This is a genomic window from Xanthomonas translucens pv. cerealis, assembly GCF_006838285.1.
Lineage (GTDB): Bacteria > Pseudomonadota > Gammaproteobacteria > Xanthomonadales > Xanthomonadaceae > Xanthomonas_A > Xanthomonas_A cerealis.
On the sequence record NZ_CP038228.1, the window covers coordinates 866,314 to 882,535 of the forward strand.

Here is a 16,222-nt window from a genome sequence, read left to right on the forward strand (position 1 = left end):
GAACCGCCATCGCCGATAAGGTGCTGTGCGCGTTGCGCAGCAGGTGCGGCACGGCCTGCTCGGGCGCAGGCGCGGCGCGCGCCGGCGGCATCGACGTGGTGGTGCTGGATGTCGGCCCGCCGGACCTGGGCGGCTTCGAGGTGTGCCGCGAACTGCGCCGCTTCAGCCAGGTGCCGGTGATCTTCCTGACTGCGCGCAACGACGAGATCGACCGCGTGCTCGGCCTGTAACTGGGCGCCGACGACTACATCGCCAAACCGTTCTCGCCGCGCGAACTGGTCGCGATCGCGTTCTCGCCCGCCGGCGGCACGGTGGTGCTGCGTGCAGAGCGCGACGCGGACGCGCGCATCGCCTTGCTGGTGGAGGTGCCGGTCCATGCGTACCCGCTTACGCGCTGGAGCGGGTGTTCGAGCGCTTCTATTCGCTGGCACGGCCGGCGTCCGGGCAGCGCAGTTCCGGCCTGGGCCTGCCGTTCGTGGCGAAGTGGGGCGGCTGCACGGCGGCGAGGCCAGTCTGCGCAACCGCGTGTGCGGCGGCGCGCTGGCGCGCCTGCTGCTTGGTGAAGCCAACGCAGTGCCGGCATGCCGGCACTGCGCAGCGCCTGTCAGCGGCCGCTGCGGCAAGGCGGGATCGCCGCAGCCCAGCGGCGCGTAGGCTAGTAGGCGACCGCCGCCACTACCACGTCCTTGGCTACCACCGACCAGGCGAGCTTAGCGAAGCCCTTGTCGCCCCAGCCGGTGCCCCAGCTGTTCTCGATCAGCAGGCCTTCTTCGTCGTAACCGAGGGCGATGACCTCGTGACCTCCGAGGATCGGGCTGCTGTCGTCGTAATCCACTGCGTTGCTGGGGGTGAGGTGTCTGAAGCCCTCGCGCGGGAGGAAGCCGATGGCGACCGGCGTGGAATTGGCGAGCGCCGCCTTGATCTGCTGGATCAGCGGCCTGCCACCGCCAATGCCGCTCCAGTTCTCGAAGATCGTCTGATACTGGAAAGGCTGCTTGTGCTTGGCGGCGTTTTCATGCTCCTCTTTGGTCGGCGGGGTCAGGTAATCGTAGCCGCCCTGGAAGTAATGGCGTTCCGTATCGATGCCCTGGGACAGGGCGACGTCCAGCGGCGCTTGCAGGCTGGAACCATTGTCGTCTCCACCGTTGACCTGCGTGTACAGGTACATCGGCGCGAACTTGGTGACGGTCTGTCCGCTAGCCTTTGCATACCAGCCAGCCAGGGTATGCGCGGTCGCCCACGATGCGCAGGCGTTAACCTCTTTCTGGTTGCCTGGTTCGATCGCCCACTTTTTCAGCGAGACGCTTTTGGGCAGCGGCTCGGCACGTTCCTCATCGGTGGCGAACAGCGGCAGCACCTTCTGCACCGAGGCGGAAGGCTTCAGGCCCATGCCGTGCGGTTGCGCATGCGCGAGCGCAAATGCCGACAGCGCGAGCAGGCCGAAAAGGCCGGAAGTGATTGGGCGATGCAGAGCCATGCAGTTTTCCTGTGGGTGGATTGAAAGGGGGCACGCGTTTCGTGGGCCGTACCGCAGCAATCAGGCAGGCGGCGATCGGTTGCGTTAGGCAAGTGATCGAAACCAGTCCGGAAAGGCAGGTGCGAGCGGTCCGGTCACTATCTGAATCGGATCGAAACGCGGCATCATGTTCCTCGTTGGGCGCCTGCAGGCGCGGTGAGTGCGCGAAGTGGCAATCGCGGAACCGAAGCGGGGTATGGGCGTTCATCGCAGATCTCAACTTTGTCGCGCTCACGCTCCGACTTCACACTCACCTCAACTTCGCCTCAAACCCCACACACGCAGCGGCGGCACCCTGGCGTCCTCCATCACCGAGGACCGTCGATGAAATCCCTGAGGCTGGTCCTGCGATTCGCCACCATCGGCGGATTGATCCTGTTGCTGCTGATTCCGCTGCTGTGGAGATGGAGTTCGTGCTGGACGGCACCCAGTGCCTGTCATCGTGCCGGTTGGTGACGACAACCAGATCGCGCTGAGCTCGCCGTGGCTCGGCGGCCGCTTTCTGCCCAACCAGCGGCGCATCACCGAACAGGGCTTCCAGGCCAGCTGGGCACTCTCGTCGCTTGCCACCGGCGCGCAGGGACAACTGGCCTCCGGCAGCGAGGACATCGATGCGTTGCGCGTGGACCTGGTCGATCCGGTCGATGTCTACACCCAGGCCGATCGCGCCAGCAAGTACGGCATCCTGTTCGTGGTGCTGACCTTCGTCGCTTTCGCCCTGTTCGAGCTGATCAAGCGCCTGCCGATCCATCCGCTGCACTACCTGCCGGTCGGCCTGGCGCTGGCGATCTTCTTCCTGCTGCTGCTCAGCCTGTCCGAGTACATCGCGTTCCGGCAGGCCTGACTGCTTTCGGCAATGGCCTGCATCGGCCTGCAGTTCTTCTACCTGGGCGGGGTATTGCGCAACCGCGCCCGCGCTGCAGGCTTCGCCAGCATGTTCAGCGTGCTGTACGGCGCGCTGTACGGATTGCTGTCCTCGGAAGACAACGCCTTGCTGATTGGCTCGCTGCTGCTGTTCGGCATCCTCGCTGCGATCATGTGGATCACCCGCAAGATCGACTGGTACGAACTCGGCGCGGCATTGCGCTGAACCGGCACGCGACCAGGATCCCGCCATGTCGGCACACACCGCGAGGCTGGCTGCAAGACGCCGCAACGACCAGGGCATCAGGGCATCATCGCCAAGCCGGCAGCGCCACGCAAACGCCTGCGATAGAGTTCACCGATGCACGCTCCGCTTCCCATCCAGCGCCTGCGCGGCGCGCAGATCGCCCCGTTCCTGGACGATGTCGCGCGGCTGCGCATCACCGTGTTCCGCGACTGGCCTTATCTGTACGCCGGCGACCTTGACCACGAGCGCGACTACCTGTCTGCCTACGACGCCTCGCCCGACAGCGTGTTCGTGCTGGCACGCGACGGCGAGCGCGTGGTCGGCGCCTCCACCGGGTTGCCGCTGGGTGACGACGCCGAGGCCTTCGCCGCCAGCGCCATCGCGGTAGCGGACGTGTTCTATTTCGGCGAATCGGTGTTGGTGCCCGCGTATCGCGGCCGCGGCGTCGGCCATGCCTTTTTCGATCATCGCCAGGCGCATGCGCGCGCGCTCGGCCGCTTCGCCCTGACCGCGTTCTGCGCGGTGGACCGCGCTCCAGACGATCTGCGCCGCCCGCCCGGCTACCGCGGCAACGACGCGTTCTGGCACAAGCGCGGCTACGTTCGCCAACCGTCGCTGCGCATGCAGCTGGCGTGGGACGAAATCGACCGCGGCGAGATTCTGCATACCCTGAGTTTCTGGACCCGTCCGCTGGAGCCCGCCGTATGAAGATCGCCGTGGCCAAGTACCCGATCGGCGCGCCGGTCGATTTCGCCGCCTTCGCCGACAAGCAGGCGGCCTTGATCGGCCAGGCCGCGCAGGCCGGCGCGCAGCTGGCGGTGCTGCCCGAATACCTGGCGCTGGAACTGGCCACGAGCTTCCCTGCGGCCGTGGCCGAGGACCTGCCGGCCTCGCTGGCGGCGATCCAGGCGCTGCACCCGCAGTATCTGGCGCTGTTCGCGCAGCTGGCACAGCGGCATCGCCTGCATCTGCTCGCCGGCAGCTTCCTGTTGGCCAGCGGGGAAGGGCGCTACCGCAACCGCGCCTACTGGTTCGCGCCCGACGGCCGCCACGGCTGGCAGGACAAGCTGCAGCTGACCGGCTTCGAGAAGGCCAGCGGTCTGATCGACCGCGGCGACGCGCTGAAAGTGTTCGCGGCGGGCGAGGGCGTGCGCGCCGGCGTGGCGGTCTGCTACGACAGCGAGTTCCCTCTGCCGGTGCGCGCCCAGTACGAGGCCGGTGCGCGGTTGCTGGTGGTGCCCAGCTGCACCGACACCGAGGCCGGCGCCACCCGCGTGCGCATCGGTTGCCTGGCGCGTGCGCTGGAGAACCGCATCTTCGTCGCCCGGTCGGTGACCGCCGGGCTGGCCGAGTGGAGCCCGGCGCTGAACGTGAACACCGGCGAGGCGGCGATCTACGCGCCGATGGATGTCGGATTCCCGGCCGACGGCATCGTGGCGCAGACCCAGGGCGAACAGGTCTGGGCGCTCGCCGAGCTGGACTTCGCCGCGTTCGAGGCCAGCCGCGCCCGCGCCCAGGTCGCCAACGACCGCGATTGGCGCGGTCAGCTGGCCCCGGCCATCGTGCGCGCGGAGCTGGCCGGCTTCGAGTAGGGCTGCGGCGCGCCTGGCGCTGCCGCGAACACGCCGCGCACCGCCACCGCAGCACACGCGATCCGAACGCGCGATGCGCTTTGCTACGCTTTCGATCCGCTACCGGTGTATCGCTTTGATGCCCAAGACCCTGCTGCCGCACGCCGTGCGCCTGGAATTCGCGCCAGGCGCGCTGGTCCACGCCAACCTGTCCGGCGCCGCCTTCACCGATGACTGGCTGTGGGTGGCCGGCGACGAAGCCTGCGCGGTCGATCGCCTGCACGCGCTGGCGCCGCTCGGCGAGGAGGCGCTGCGCTTCGGCGAGGGCCGCAGTTTCGCCCTCGGCGAATTGCTCGACCTACCCGGCGACCACGACGAAGAGGCCGACCTGGAAGGCATGGCGCTGTCGCCGGGCTACCTGTGGGTGGTCGGCTCGCACGGCATGAAGCGCAAGAACGCCACGCCCGATCGCGACGACGCCGCCAACGGCAAGCGCCTGGCCAAGCTCAAGCTCGACGCCAACCGGCGCCTGCTCGCCTGCCTGCCGATCGAGCGCGATGCCGACGGCGCGCCGCAGCTGGTGCGCGCAGCCGCCGACGGTCGCCGCGCGCTGCGGCTGAAGGGCGACGCCAGGCACAACCAACTCACTTTGCTGCTCGAAGACGATCCACACTTCGGCGCTTATCTGAAGATTCCCGGCAAGGACAACGGCTTCGATATCGAAGGCATGGCGGTGGACGGCCAGCGCCTGCTGCTGGGCCTGCGCGGCCCGGTGCTGCGCGGCTGGGCCGGATTGCTGGAAATCGCGGTGGAGGCGCACCACGACCATCTGCGGCTGGTGCCGCTGGACGCACAAGGCACCTTGCTGCGCAAGCATTTCCTGCAACTGGGCGGGCTGGGCGTGCGCGACCTGCATTTCCACGGCGAGGACCTTTACCTGCTGGCCGGCCCGACCATGGTGCTGAACGGTGAGATGCGCCTGTTCCGCTGGCCCGGCGCGCGCGCGGCGCTGGCCGCCAACCGCGCACCGGTGCGGTTCCAGCGCGAGCTGGTCAAGTCGCTGGTGCTGCCGCACGGTGAGGACAGCGACCGCGCCGAAGCGCTTTGCAACCTGCCGCCGGCGTTGTCCGGCGGCGCGCCGAGCTGGCTGGTGCTGTACGACGCGCCGGGCCCGGCGCGCAGCGACGGCGAATGCGTCGTGTACGGCGATCTGCTGCGTTAGGATATTTGTTGGAGCGACTTCAGTCGCGACGGGCATTACCGGAAAAGCCCCGTCGCGACTGACGTCGCTCCCACAATGGAACGCGTCCAAGCAATGTTGGACCGGGCATCGCACTGCCTTCGGGCACCGTCGGGCACGGCGGGGTAAAATCGCCCGATTCCCGTTTGCTCCGAGCGTTCCATGGCCTGCCGCACCCGTTTCGCCCCCAGTCCCACCGGTTACCTGCACATCGGCGGCGCGCGCACTGCGCTGTACTGCTGGCTGGAGGCGCGCCACCGCGGCGGCGAGTTCGTGCTGCGCATCGAGGATACCGACCGCGAGCGCAGCACCCAGGCGGCGATCGACGCCATTTTGGAGGCGATGGACTGGCTGGGCCTGGACTACGACCAAGGCCCGGTCTACCAGACCCAGCGCATCGCCCGCTACCAGGACGTGGCCGAACAACTGCTCGCCGCCGGCAAGGCCTACTACGCCTACGAGACCCGCGAGGAACTCGACGCGATGCGCGAGGCGGCCATGGCCAAGCAGGAAAAGCCGCGCTACAACGGCGCCGCGCGCGAGCAGAACCTGGCGTACCGCGACGACCCGAACCGGGTGATCCGCTTCAAGAACCCGGTCGGCGGCAGCGTGGTATTCGACGACCTGATCAAGGGCCGCATCGAGATCGCCAACAGCGAACTCGACGACATGGTGATCTTCCGCCCCGACGGCTACCCCACCTACAACTTCGCGGTGGTGGTGGACGACTGGGACATGGGCATCACCGAGGTCATCCGCGGCGACGACCACATCAACAACACCCCGCGCCAGATCAACATCTACGAGGCGCTGGGCGCGCCGGTGCCGAAGTTCGCGCACATGCCGATGATCCTGGACGAGCAGGGCGCCAAGCTGTCCAAGCGCACCGGCGCGGCCGACGTGATGCAGTACAAGGATGCCGGCTACCTGCCGCACGCGCTGATCAACTACCTGGCGCGGCTGGGCTGGTCGCACGGCGACCAGGAACTGTTCGGCCGCCAGGAATTGATCGATCTGTTCGACGTCAAGGACGTCAACTCCAAGGCCGCGCGGCTGGACATGGCCAAGCTCGGCTGGGTCAACCAGCACTACCTGAAGACCGACGACCCGTCCACCATCGCGCCGCAGCTGGAGTACCAGCTGGCCAAGCTCGGCATCGACCCCGCCGCCGGCCCGGCCGCCGCCGACGTGGTGGTGGCGCTGCGCGAGCGCGTGCAGACGCTGAAGGAAATGGCCGAGAAGGCGGTGGTCTGGTATCGGCCGCTGGAGACCTACGACGAGGCGGCAGTGGCCAAGCACCTGAAGCCGGGCGCCGAACTGGCGCTGGGCAAGGCGCGCGAGCTGCTGGCCGCGCTGGGGCAGTGGAGCGTGGACGGCGTGTCGGCTGCGCTGCACGCCGCCGCCGCCGCGCTGGAGATCGGCATGGGCAAGGTGGCGCAGCCGCTGCGCGTGGCCATCACCGGCACCCAGGTCAGCCCGGACATCTCGCACACGGTATACCTGGCCGGGCGCGAGCAGGCCTTGAAACGTATCGACGCTGCGCTCATCAAGATCCCAGCGGGAAGCTGATTCCCCGGAGAAGCCCATGTCCAGCAAGAAGACCGCCTGCACCGAGCCGCACCACCACGTCCGCGACGCCGACGACTTCGTCAAGGTGGTGGAGCGGGTGAGCCGCGAACGCGGGCTGCGGCTCACCCCGATTCGCGCCAACGTGCTGCGCCTGATCGCCGAGGCGGGGCGGCCGGTGAAGGCCTACGACCTGCTGGAATGGGTGCGCGAGGGCAAGAGCGTGGGCGCCGACGCGCCGCCCACGGTGTACCGCGCGCTGGATTTCCTGATGGCCAACGGCTTCGTGCACAAGCTCGAGTCGGTCAACGCCTTCGTCGCCTGCCACCACCCCAGCAGCGCTCAGCACTCGGTGCCGTTCCTGATCTGCGACCGCTGCCACAGCGCGGTCGAACTGGAGGACCGCGACGTGGTCGCGCAACTGGAACAGCGCGCCAAGGCGCTGGGCTTCCAGCCGCAGGCGCAGACCCTGGAAGTGCACGGGTTGTGCGCGCGCTGCGCGGGCTAGGGCGCCGGGCTGTCGCAAGGCCGCCTGCGCCGGCTGGGACGCCGACCGCCAAGCGTGTCTGCGCCGAATGGCACATACCGCACGATCGTCTGCGTGCGTCTGGCCTGCCTGCGTCTGGCCTGCCTGCGTCTAGGCGGTGACTGCAGGCGGCGTCTTCGCGCCCCATAGCGCATAGAACAGCACGTACAGCTCGCACGCGGCGGTGAGCAGGAAGGCGCGCTGCAAGCCGACATGGTCGGCCAGCCAGCCCTGCACCACCACCAGCGCGCCGCCGGCGATGGCCATGATCAGCAGGCCTGAGCCTTCCTCGGTGAGCGGGCCCAGGCCCTTGATGCCGAGGGTGAAGATGGTCGGGAACATGATCGAGTGGAACAGGCCCACCGCGATCAGCGACCACATGGCGACGTGGCCGGTGGTGAGCACGGTCAGCAGCACCACCACGAACGCGCCGACCGAGAACAGCGCCAGCACGGTCTCCGGCGCGATGCGGCGCATCAGCGCGCTGCCGGCGAAGCGCCCCACCATCATCCCGCCCCACAGCAGGAATAGGTAGTGCGAGGCCTGCTCATGGGTGAGGTTGCCGATCTGCGGCTGCGAGACGAAGTTGATGAACAGGTTGGACACGCCGATCTCGGCGATCAGGTAGATAAAGATGGCCGGGACGCCCAACACCAGGTTGCGATGCCGCCACAGCGAATGGCTGGCACGTTCCTGGCCGCTGGCGCGCCGGGTGGCCTGGCCCAGCGCCGGCAGCTTGAAGCGGGCGATGACCACAGCCAGCACCACCAGCACCGCGGCCACGATCAGGTAGGGCAGCTGCACCGACTGCGCATCGGCCAGGCGTTCGGCCTGGGTCAGTACCGCGTTGCCCTTGGCGGTGCCGGAGGCCGAGCGGCCCAGGATCAGGTAACCGCCGAACAACGGCGCCAGGGTGGTACCGACCGAGTTGAACGCCTGCACCAGGTTGAGCCGCGCCGAGGCGGTGTCCGCGCTGCCGATCACCGCGACGTAGGGATTGGCCGCGACCTGCAGCAAGGTGATGCCGCTGGCGATCACGAACAGCGAGCCGAGAGTGATGCCGTAGGAGACCAGGCGCGCGGCTGCGATCATGCCCAGCGCGCCCAGTGCCATGATGCCCAGGCCGATCACCAGCGCACGCTGGTAGCCGATGCGTTCGATCAGCTTCGCCGACGGCAGCGAGGCGAAGAAGTAGGCAATGAACCAGACCGACTCGATCAGCGTGGCCTGGGTGTAGCTCAGCTCGAACACGCTGCGCAGGTGCGGCAGCAAGGTGTTGTTGATGACGGTGATGAAGCCCCACATGAAGAACAGCGAGGCCAGCAGCGACAGTGCGGCGCGGTAGGAGGGCGCGTTGCCGGCGAGCGGAGCGGAGGGTGAGAGCGGAGCCGTCGGCCCTATTGGTCCTGCCATCGTGGGGGTGTCCTCTGCGCTGTTGCGGGGGGTGTCGTTGCGCATGCAACGCTACGTCCGTGCGCGCCACGGCGGCGCGGATGCAGGGTCGAGGATAGGCGGCAGCGGCGGCGCGCGACCAATGATTTAAATCGCAGCGGCCATACGATTATGGCAATGATGCACTGCAGCGATGGGTCGCATTGGCAGCGGTGTGCGAGCGCGTATCCGCTCGCCTACAGGCAACCGTCGCTGGCGCCGAGTCGGCCACCCCGTAGTCCACGGTCAGCTCCGTAGTGCGGCAGCACCTGCGTCAGCTTCGGCCACACGTAGGCGTCGGCGGCGTGGCCGACGGTTGTGATGCGGATGGTGCAGGCGGGGCGGTCGCGGAAGTCGGCGATCGCTCCCAGCTCTGCGTCGATCTCTTGCAGCCGCGGCGCCAGCGTGTCGAACAGGCGTTCGCCGGCCTCGGTCATCGCCACACCATGCCGTTCATGCGCGGCGATCATGCGGCCCTGCTTCAACGCCACCGCAGGATTGATGCGCCGCTTTTGTAGCGGCATGCGCGCGGCGCAGGCTAGTGCTGCCGGTGCAGCGCGCCTACAGTCGTTGCCGACGTCCATGCAAGGAGATTCCGATGCCGCTGTTCGCCACCGCCATGTCGCGTCGATGATGGCCGCCGCGGTTCCCGGCGCACAGGCCAGGCCGATCAAGCTCACCCGCGCCGGCAGCGCCGCCTCGGCGGTCGGCCCGGCGGCCTATTTCACCGGCACGGTGCGCATCGACGCGCCGTTCCAGGGCGAGGCGCCGGCTCGCGTCGGCGGCGCCACGGTCAGTTTCGAACCCGGCGCGCACACCGTCTGGCACGCCCATCCGCTGGGGCAGACCCTGATCGTCACTGCATGGCGTGGATTCCGCCGGGGGGGGCGAGCACTGGCACGGCGCCAGCCGCAGGTGGCGATGACCCATATCGCCATCGCCGAAGCGGTGGACGGATCGCCGGTAACCTGGCTGAAGCCGGTGTCGGAGAGCCAGTGCCGCTGGGAGTGAGTGGCGCAGTTGCGGCAGATGGGGCGCGGCTGCGCTTGACCTGTGGGAGCGCAACTGTCTTCAACCGCGACGAGCGCAGTGGTGAATGTTCCGAACGGGCATGCAGTCGGGACTGAAGTCCCTCCCACAAGAGGCCTCGCCGCTCCACGGCGCCGGTGGAATCCTTGTGGGAGCCCTTCAGTCGCGACGAACGCAGCGGCGTGCGTTCCGGCTTCGGCCGTTGTCGCGTGAAGTTGCTCCTACAGTGGCGCTCTGCCCCGAAGACCCTCTGCAGCGCCTGCCGTGGGGCCTTGCGCAGGTATGCCCGCGACTGGTTCTTCAGCACTGCGAACAGGCACGGCAGCAGGGTTTCCGCTTCCAGTAGCCCGGCCAGTGCCGCGGATGGCGCCCGCCGCCGCGGGTCGCGTCACAGTGTCTGGTTGACGCCCTGGATCATGTCCATCGCGACCTCGCGCGTGCCGGGCGCGTCCCGCAGTTGCTGCCATGCGCGCAGCGCGGCATCGGCTGAGCCATAGTCGAGCATGGCGCTGCCGTCGATGTCGGAGGCGTAGACCACGCTGCCTGCGCTGCGGCTGGCCAGCGCCTGCGCGACGTCCGGCGTGGTGCCGAACAGCTTGAGCCTGCCGGTGAGCAGCACCGGCTGGCCGCTGCGTTCGTTGATCGCCACACGCATGCCGCTGGTCCCTGCCGTGCGTGCGTCGGTCGCGCTCGCGATGCGTCCGCTACCGTTGAGTACCACGGCATACGGCCCGATGCGCGCGGCGACGACGCCATCGCCATCGCGCGCGGCGGGCTCAGCGTCCTGCAAGGTGGTTTGCGCCATGGCCGAGGTCGATCGCACCACGGCATCCGGCAGCAAGCGGAAGCTGGCGCGGCCGGCCTGGAAGCGCGTGCCGGTCGCGGCCTGGTGCAGGGCCTTGGCGTCGGCGTATTGCGCCGATGCCGGTGCCGCGGCGCTCATGGCGAGCAGGGCGAGAAGTGCGAGAGCGATCGTGTTCATGTCAGTGTCCCACCATGCGCAGTTCGAAGTTCTGCAGCGTTTCCTTGCCAGTGTCGGTGAGCATGTCGGTCACCTCCAGCGTCCATCGCCCGGCCGAGTCTTCGTCCAGGAATGCGTTGCTGGCGGTAAGCTCGACGGAGACGCCGCCTTCGGCGTACACCGCCTTGTTGAGTTTGGAGAACGGCGTCATCACATAGCTGCGGGTGCCGTGCGGGGAAATCAGGACCACGCGCAGCGCGCTTGGATCCTTGTGCGTGCCGCCGAAGTACAGCTGCACGGCTTCGACCTTGAATGTCCGTTTGATGTCGATGCTGAGCGTGGCCGGCGCGGCGACGCCCCCGATCTTGCTTTCCGGCCCATGGTAGACCGCGTAGCCGGTGTCCTGCATTGGCGGCAGCGAGACGAAATGCGCCGAGGCATGGACCGCGGCGGCGGCGTCCACCAGGCCGAAGCCGTACCAGTTGCTGAAGGCATGGCCGGCGGCATTGGTGATCCAGCCCGGGTCGATCACGCTACCGTTGTAGACCGCCTTGGGCTGTCCGGGATCGATCTGCTGCGCCGTCGTGGCCAGGATGTACTTCACATCGCGCCATGTCAGCTGCGGGTTGACGCTTAGCATCAGCGCCGCCACGCCGGAGACGGTGGGTGTGGCAGAGGAGGTGCCGCCCATGAGTGCGGTGTAGTTGCAAGAGGCGTCGATCGGCGATTTGCTGGTGTCCAGCGCGTTGTACATCGCGCCGTTGCGATCGCGGTTCATACCGGCCGCACAGCCGCTCAAGTCGGTGCTCACGATCGCAGGATCGAACAAAGGATCGCTCTCGAAGCCGGCATTGGCCGGCTTCGATTTTTCCAGGTTCGAATAGTAGCGCTTCTGGTAGCCGTATTCGCCAGCGAAACCCGCGACCCATACCGCCGAACCGGGCGAGGAATACGAACTGCGCACGCCCCGCGCGTTGACGCCGCTGACCACGATGCTGGTGATCAGGTCGTCCATCGGATCCACATTGGCCAGACTGCAGCCGACGTTGTAGCGCCGCGCGTTGTCGGGGCACTGGTCCACCAGTTGGCCCTGCGCATCGGGGACCAGGAAATCGGAGAACGCGTTGCCGGCGGCTTTGACGTAGATGCCGCCTTTGCCGTTGCGCATGCTGCGCATCAGTTTCTCCCACGAATACTGGTCTTCGACGGAAAAGTTGGGGTAGAAATCCGACAACATGCCCCAGCTGTTGTTGAACACGTCGGCGCGTTTGGCCTCGGTGCCATCGCCCCATGCGTAACGTGTGTAGCGCTGGTCGTTGGCTCGGTCTGCCGCACCGGCATCGATGAGGTTGAAGCCTGCCAGTGCCGCTTCCGGCGCCACGCCACGGCCGCCTTTGCCGTTCCAGCCGACCGCGGCGATGATGCCGGCCACGGCGGTCCCGTGGTCGTCGTCGGCATTGATCGGCTTGGGATCGTGCGAGCCGTCGAAGAAGTTGTGCGATCCGTTGGGCACCACGTTGGCGGCCAGATCCTCGTGGCCGATCTCCAGGCCGCTATCGACCACGGCGACCTCGACGCCGGCACCGCGGATGCCTAGCTTATGCAGGATGTCCACGTCCAGGTCGACGCCGGGCGTCGGCAGCGTGTCGCCGATGACGGCCTGGCCCTGGTTGGAGAGGTACCACTGGTAACGGAACAGCGGGTCGCCGGCATCGGCCGGTTTCGCCGGCGCGGCTGCAGCGGTGCAGACGCCGAGCGCCAGTGTCGAGAGCAGCACTGCGGCGTGCGTGTTGCGGGAAAGCGTCATGAGCAGGATCCAAGGGGTGGTGGAAGCGGATCGCGCACCTGCCACCGCGCGGAATTTTCCGGTCCGGATGCCGCCCCGGTGCGCTGCGCCAAGCGCCTTCGGCGCAGCGCATTCCGCATGCACGGCTGCATCGCTGCCGCACCGTATAGCCAGAGCCGCCTGCGCTGCAATCGCAGCAGCAGCGGCAAAGCATGAACTGGGTCGCGGCGGTGCCGGGCGTGTGCCGATTGCCGCGCCAATGCGTGGGATTTTCACCGGTGTGCGGACCGGTTTCATACAAATCGTCTACGAATTCATCCGCGAAAATGCAGCGATCATTTCCTTCAACGCAGACGAAGGTTTTTGGGTGGCGTTTGTAGCCGCATGCGCCTGGCGTGCGCTAGTGTCGCTGGCGCGACGCGATTACAGTTGCGCCCCCCGTGCAAAGGAAATCTCGATGAACCTGTTTGCCAACGCCATGCCGCTATCGACCCCGGCTGCTACGGTTCCCGACGAAGACGCCAAGATGATCAGGCTCACCCGTGCCGGCGTGGCCGCCTCGGCGGTTGGCGCTGCAGCGTATTTCACCGGCGCGGTGCACATCGATGCGCTGTTCCAGGGCGCGGCGCCGGCCCGCGTCGGCGGCGCCTCGGTCAGTTTCGAGCCCGGCGCGCGCACCGTCTGGCATACCCATCCGCTGAGCCAGACCCTGATCGTCACCGCCGGTGTCGGCCGCGTGCAGGAATGGGGCAAGCCGGTGCAGGAGATCCACCCCGGCGACGTCGTGTGGATTCCGCCGGGGGTCAAGCACTGGCAAGGCGCCAGCGCGCAGGTGGCGATGACCCATATCGCCATCACCGAAGCGGTGGACGGTTCGCTGGTGACCTGGCTGGAGCCGGTGTCGGAGAGCCAGTATCGGGGAGAGTGAGCGGCGCGCCGTGCGCTGCATGCCGATGACCCTGTGCACGTGCGCATCATCGCCTACGCGGCCAAGTACGCCTCGGCGTTCCATGGCCGATCGCACATGTCGGCGCTGGCAACGTGCAGGCGCTACCAGCGATACGCCACCGACACCTGGTACTGGCGGCCGGCGATCGGGCGGCCCATGAACACGCCGCCGGTGGCCGCGCCGGGCACGCGCACATTGCCCTCGGTCAGGCCCAGTGCGTCGGTCACGTTGCTGCCGCTGGCGGTGACCTCCCAGTGCGCGCCGGCATGCAGGCTGGCGCCGACGTCGAGCATGTCGTAGGGCGGCAGGCGCTGGCTGTTGACCAGGTCGGCGTAGCGCTCGCCGATGTAGGCGTAGATGGCGAACACGCGCAGGTCGCCGAACGGCAGCATCCAGTAGTAGCTCGGAGTCAGCCGGAACTGGCGCTTGGGCTGGCGCATCACCTGGTTGCCGGTGTACTCGCGGTAGTTGCGGTACGTGGCGTCCAGCCACACCCCGGTGCCGGCCAGTTCGAAGCCGCCGAACGGACGGATCGCGCCTTCCACTTCCAGGCCATAGGCGCGCGAATCGCCGGCCGTGGTGAAGTTGCTGCCGTCGGCCAGGAACGCCTGGAACGGCGAGTTCTTGAAGGTGTTGTAGAACGTGGTCAGGTAAAGATCGTAGGCCGCCGCACCGGACTTCAAGCCCAGTTCGTACTGGTCGATGTCCTGCACCTTGGTCTGGCCGTCGCGCAGGTTGTCGAAGCCGGGAAACTTGACCCCGGAATTGACCCGCGCGAACAGGCTGTTGTGCGCGTCGAGCTTGAAGTTCAGGCCGGCGGTCCACGACAGCGCGTTGTCGTCCTGGTCGATGCGGCGCGCGCTCGGCAGCGCGATCGAGGTGGCGTTGTCGTACAGCGTGGCCGGATCGCCATCCAGGTCCACGGTGGCGGTGTCGTGCACGCTGCCGGTGACGCGCTGGCGCTCGTAGCGCGCGCCCAGGTCCAGGCGCAGGCGGTCGTCCAGTTCCCATTCGTCGGCGACGAACACCGCGCTGTTCTCGCCGTCGTAGTGCGCGCGCAGGGCGAGGAAGGCGGTGCTGGTGAAGCCGTCGCGGGTCGGCTGGCGGCCGTCGTCCAGGCGCACGTCGATGCGCCGCGCGTGGTTGTGCGCGGTCAGCAGCATGCTGTTGCCCAGATACCAGGTGTCGCTGGAGGAATACTTGGCGTAGTAGCTGCCCACCGTGAGCGTATTGCCGGCGAACAGTGCGCGGCTCAGGCGCAGGTCGTTGGTGAAGGAATTCAGTGGCTTGTCCACCGACCACCAGCCGGCTTTCAGCACCTGCTGGTTGGGATCGACCGCGCCGCCGCCGTTGCTGTAGCTGGCGCTGCCGGTGCTGCCGTAGCCGGCGATGACATCGCCCAGGCGTTGCGGCGCATCGCCGGTGAACAGCGCGTAGGTCGGCGCGGTGCCGCCCATCACGTTGAAGCGGTCGGCGAGGGTCCAGTCGCCGAGCTGCCAGTTCAGTTCGCCGCCGAACACGTCGATGTTGACCCCTCGGCCGTCGGCCAGGTCGCGCTGCACGGTCTCGCCGTTCGGGCCGACCGGCAGGCTGACGTTGCGGAAGTCGTTACTGAGCAGGGTGCCGGTCTGCGCGTTCAGGCCGGGGAAGCTGGACAGGTCGCTGCCGTTGTTGCGCGACAGCAGCGGTATCGCGGTGTAGAAGGCGTTGTTATCGTCGGTGTGGCGCGCGTAGAACGACAGGTCGCCGCTGTCCCAGCGCTTGCTCAGGGTGGCGCTGAACTGGCCGCCCTTGTCGGCGGAGAACTGCGGGTCGCGCACGCCGTCGGTCTCGCGGAAGAAACCGCCGATGCTGTAGTACCAGCCGTTGCCCATCGGCCCGCTGTTGAACAGGTCGATGCGACGCAGAGTGTCGCTGCCGCCGGTCAGGCGCACGCTGCCCGCCGGTGCGTCCTGGCCCTGCTTCTGGATGAAGTTGGCGGTGATGCCGGCCTGGCCGTTGGAGAAGATCGGGCTGGAGCCGCCGCGCAGCACTTCCAGGCGCTCGATGGTGTCGTCGGTGCGGAACAGCGTGGAGTTTTCCAGGAACGACAGCGTCGGCGGCGGGAACAGCGGCGCGCCGTCGAGCTGGAAGGTGACGAACGGCGCATCGCCTTCCGATGGCATGCCGCGCACGAAGATGTTGGCGCCGGTGCCGCCGCCGCTGGGCTCGGCCCACACGCCGGGTACGATCTTCAGCAGGTCGGCGCTGCTCTGCGGTACCGCCTGCTGGATCTGCTCGGGCGTGGCGGTAGTGATCGAGAAGCTGGCGTCGCGCTTGCGCAGGCCCTTGAAGCGCGCGGTGCCGCTGACCACCACGGTATCCAGGGTGGTGGCGTCGGATTGCGTTGCGGGTGCGGCGGATTGGACGGCGTTGTCGGGAGTGGTGGCGGTCTGCGCCAACGCGGTCGGCGCAAGCAGGACGGCGGCGATAGACAGCGGCAGCAGGCGGAGGGGCAGGGCGGCTTTCATGAAGAATCTCTCCTTTCTTCATCCGA

Annotated in this window: 12 protein-coding genes and 4 pseudogenes; 10 read left to right on the plus strand and 6 right to left on the minus strand. The window is 67.8% G+C overall.

Annotated elements, in window-relative coordinates:
- Positions 1–32: 32 nt before the first annotated feature.
- Entirely contained in the window at positions 33–230 is a 198-nt protein-coding gene (locus E4A48_RS21420; RefSeq protein WP_409975457.1) for a response regulator, read from the plus strand.
- Between the two features lie 51 nt (positions 231–281).
- A pseudogene (locus E4A48_RS03805) lies at positions 282–558 on the plus strand (ATP-binding protein); the annotation flags it as partial.
- Between the two features lie 97 nt (positions 559–655).
- Here E4A48_RS03805 and E4A48_RS03810 read toward each other — a convergent pair.
- Positions 656–1,477: a C1 family peptidase gene (locus E4A48_RS03810; protein ID WP_039005400.1), complete on the minus strand. Its 822-nt coding sequence runs from the start codon at positions 1,475–1,477 to the stop codon at positions 656–658.
- Positions 1,478–1,887: 410 nt separating this feature from the next.
- Here E4A48_RS03810 and creD point away from each other — a divergent pair.
- The 6 genes and pseudogenes from creD to E4A48_RS03840 form a co-directional block, all read left to right on the plus strand.
- Positions 1,888–2,606 (plus strand): annotated as a pseudogene (gene creD, locus E4A48_RS03815) (cell envelope integrity protein CreD); the annotation flags it as partial.
- Positions 2,607–2,741: 135 nt separating this feature from the next.
- A complete protein-coding gene (locus tag E4A48_RS03820; protein ID WP_142741918.1) occupies positions 2,742–3,335 on the plus strand; it encodes a GNAT family N-acetyltransferase in 594 nt (197 codons plus the stop codon).
- Positions 3,332–4,219, plus strand: coding sequence for a carbon-nitrogen hydrolase family protein (locus tag E4A48_RS03825; protein WP_039005398.1), 888 nt, complete (start codon positions 3,332–3,334; stop codon positions 4,217–4,219). The genes E4A48_RS03820 and E4A48_RS03825 overlap by 4 nt, the downstream gene beginning before the upstream one ends.
- 118 nt (positions 4,220–4,337) lie before the next feature.
- A complete protein-coding gene (locus E4A48_RS03830; protein ID WP_039005397.1) occupies positions 4,338–5,420 on the plus strand; it encodes a DUF3616 domain-containing protein in 1,083 nt (360 codons plus the stop codon).
- Positions 5,421–5,600: 180 nt separating this feature from the next.
- The gene (gltX, locus tag E4A48_RS03835; RefSeq protein WP_039005396.1) at positions 5,601–7,007 is read left to right on the plus strand and encodes a glutamate--tRNA ligase; all 1,407 of its coding nucleotides are present in this window, start codon (positions 5,601–5,603) and stop codon (positions 7,005–7,007) included.
- A 16-nt stretch (positions 7,008–7,023) separates the two neighbouring features.
- Complete coding sequence (locus E4A48_RS03840; RefSeq protein ID WP_039005395.1) at positions 7,024–7,512, plus strand: transcriptional repressor; 489 nt, start codon at positions 7,024–7,026, stop codon at positions 7,510–7,512.
- Positions 7,513–7,641: 129 nt separating this feature from the next.
- Here the strand turns inward: E4A48_RS03840 and E4A48_RS03845 are convergent, their stop codons facing one another.
- Both E4A48_RS03845 and E4A48_RS03850 read right to left on the minus strand, forming a co-directional pair.
- Positions 7,642–8,943 (minus strand): sugar MFS transporter, encoded by a 1,302-nt coding sequence (locus E4A48_RS03845; RefSeq protein ID WP_039005394.1) that lies wholly within the window; start codon positions 8,941–8,943, stop codon positions 7,642–7,644.
- Between the two features lie 241 nt (positions 8,944–9,184).
- A pseudogene (locus E4A48_RS03850) lies at positions 9,185–9,404 on the minus strand (LysR family transcriptional regulator); the annotation flags it as partial.
- Between the two features lie 155 nt (positions 9,405–9,559).
- On the opposite strand from E4A48_RS03850, the pseudogene E4A48_RS03855 reads away from it, so the two are divergent.
- Positions 9,560–9,972, plus strand: a pseudogene (locus tag E4A48_RS03855) (cupin domain-containing protein).
- Between the two features lie 406 nt (positions 9,973–10,378).
- On the opposite strand, the gene E4A48_RS03860 reads toward E4A48_RS03855, so the two are convergent.
- Positions 10,379–10,972, minus strand: coding sequence for a hypothetical protein (locus tag E4A48_RS03860; protein ID WP_039005392.1), 594 nt, complete (start codon positions 10,970–10,972; stop codon positions 10,379–10,381).
- Between the two features lies 1 nt (position 10,973).
- On the minus strand, positions 10,974–12,758 hold the full coding sequence (locus E4A48_RS03865) for a S8 family serine peptidase (protein ID WP_039005391.1): 1,785 nt from the start codon (positions 12,756–12,758) through the stop codon (positions 10,974–10,976).
- Between the two features lie 436 nt (positions 12,759–13,194).
- Here E4A48_RS03865 and E4A48_RS03870 point away from each other — a divergent pair, with 436 nt between their 5' ends.
- Positions 13,195–13,665 (plus strand): (R)-mandelonitrile lyase, encoded by a 471-nt coding sequence (locus E4A48_RS03870; protein ID WP_039008810.1) that lies wholly within the window; start codon positions 13,195–13,197, stop codon positions 13,663–13,665.
- Positions 13,666–13,787: 122 nt separating this feature from the next.
- Here the strand turns inward: E4A48_RS03870 and E4A48_RS03875 are convergent, their stop codons facing one another.
- Complete coding sequence (locus E4A48_RS03875; RefSeq protein WP_058196158.1) at positions 13,788–16,196, minus strand: TonB-dependent receptor; 2,409 nt, start codon at positions 16,194–16,196, stop codon at positions 13,788–13,790.
- Between the last annotated feature and the right edge of the window lie 26 nt (positions 16,197–16,222).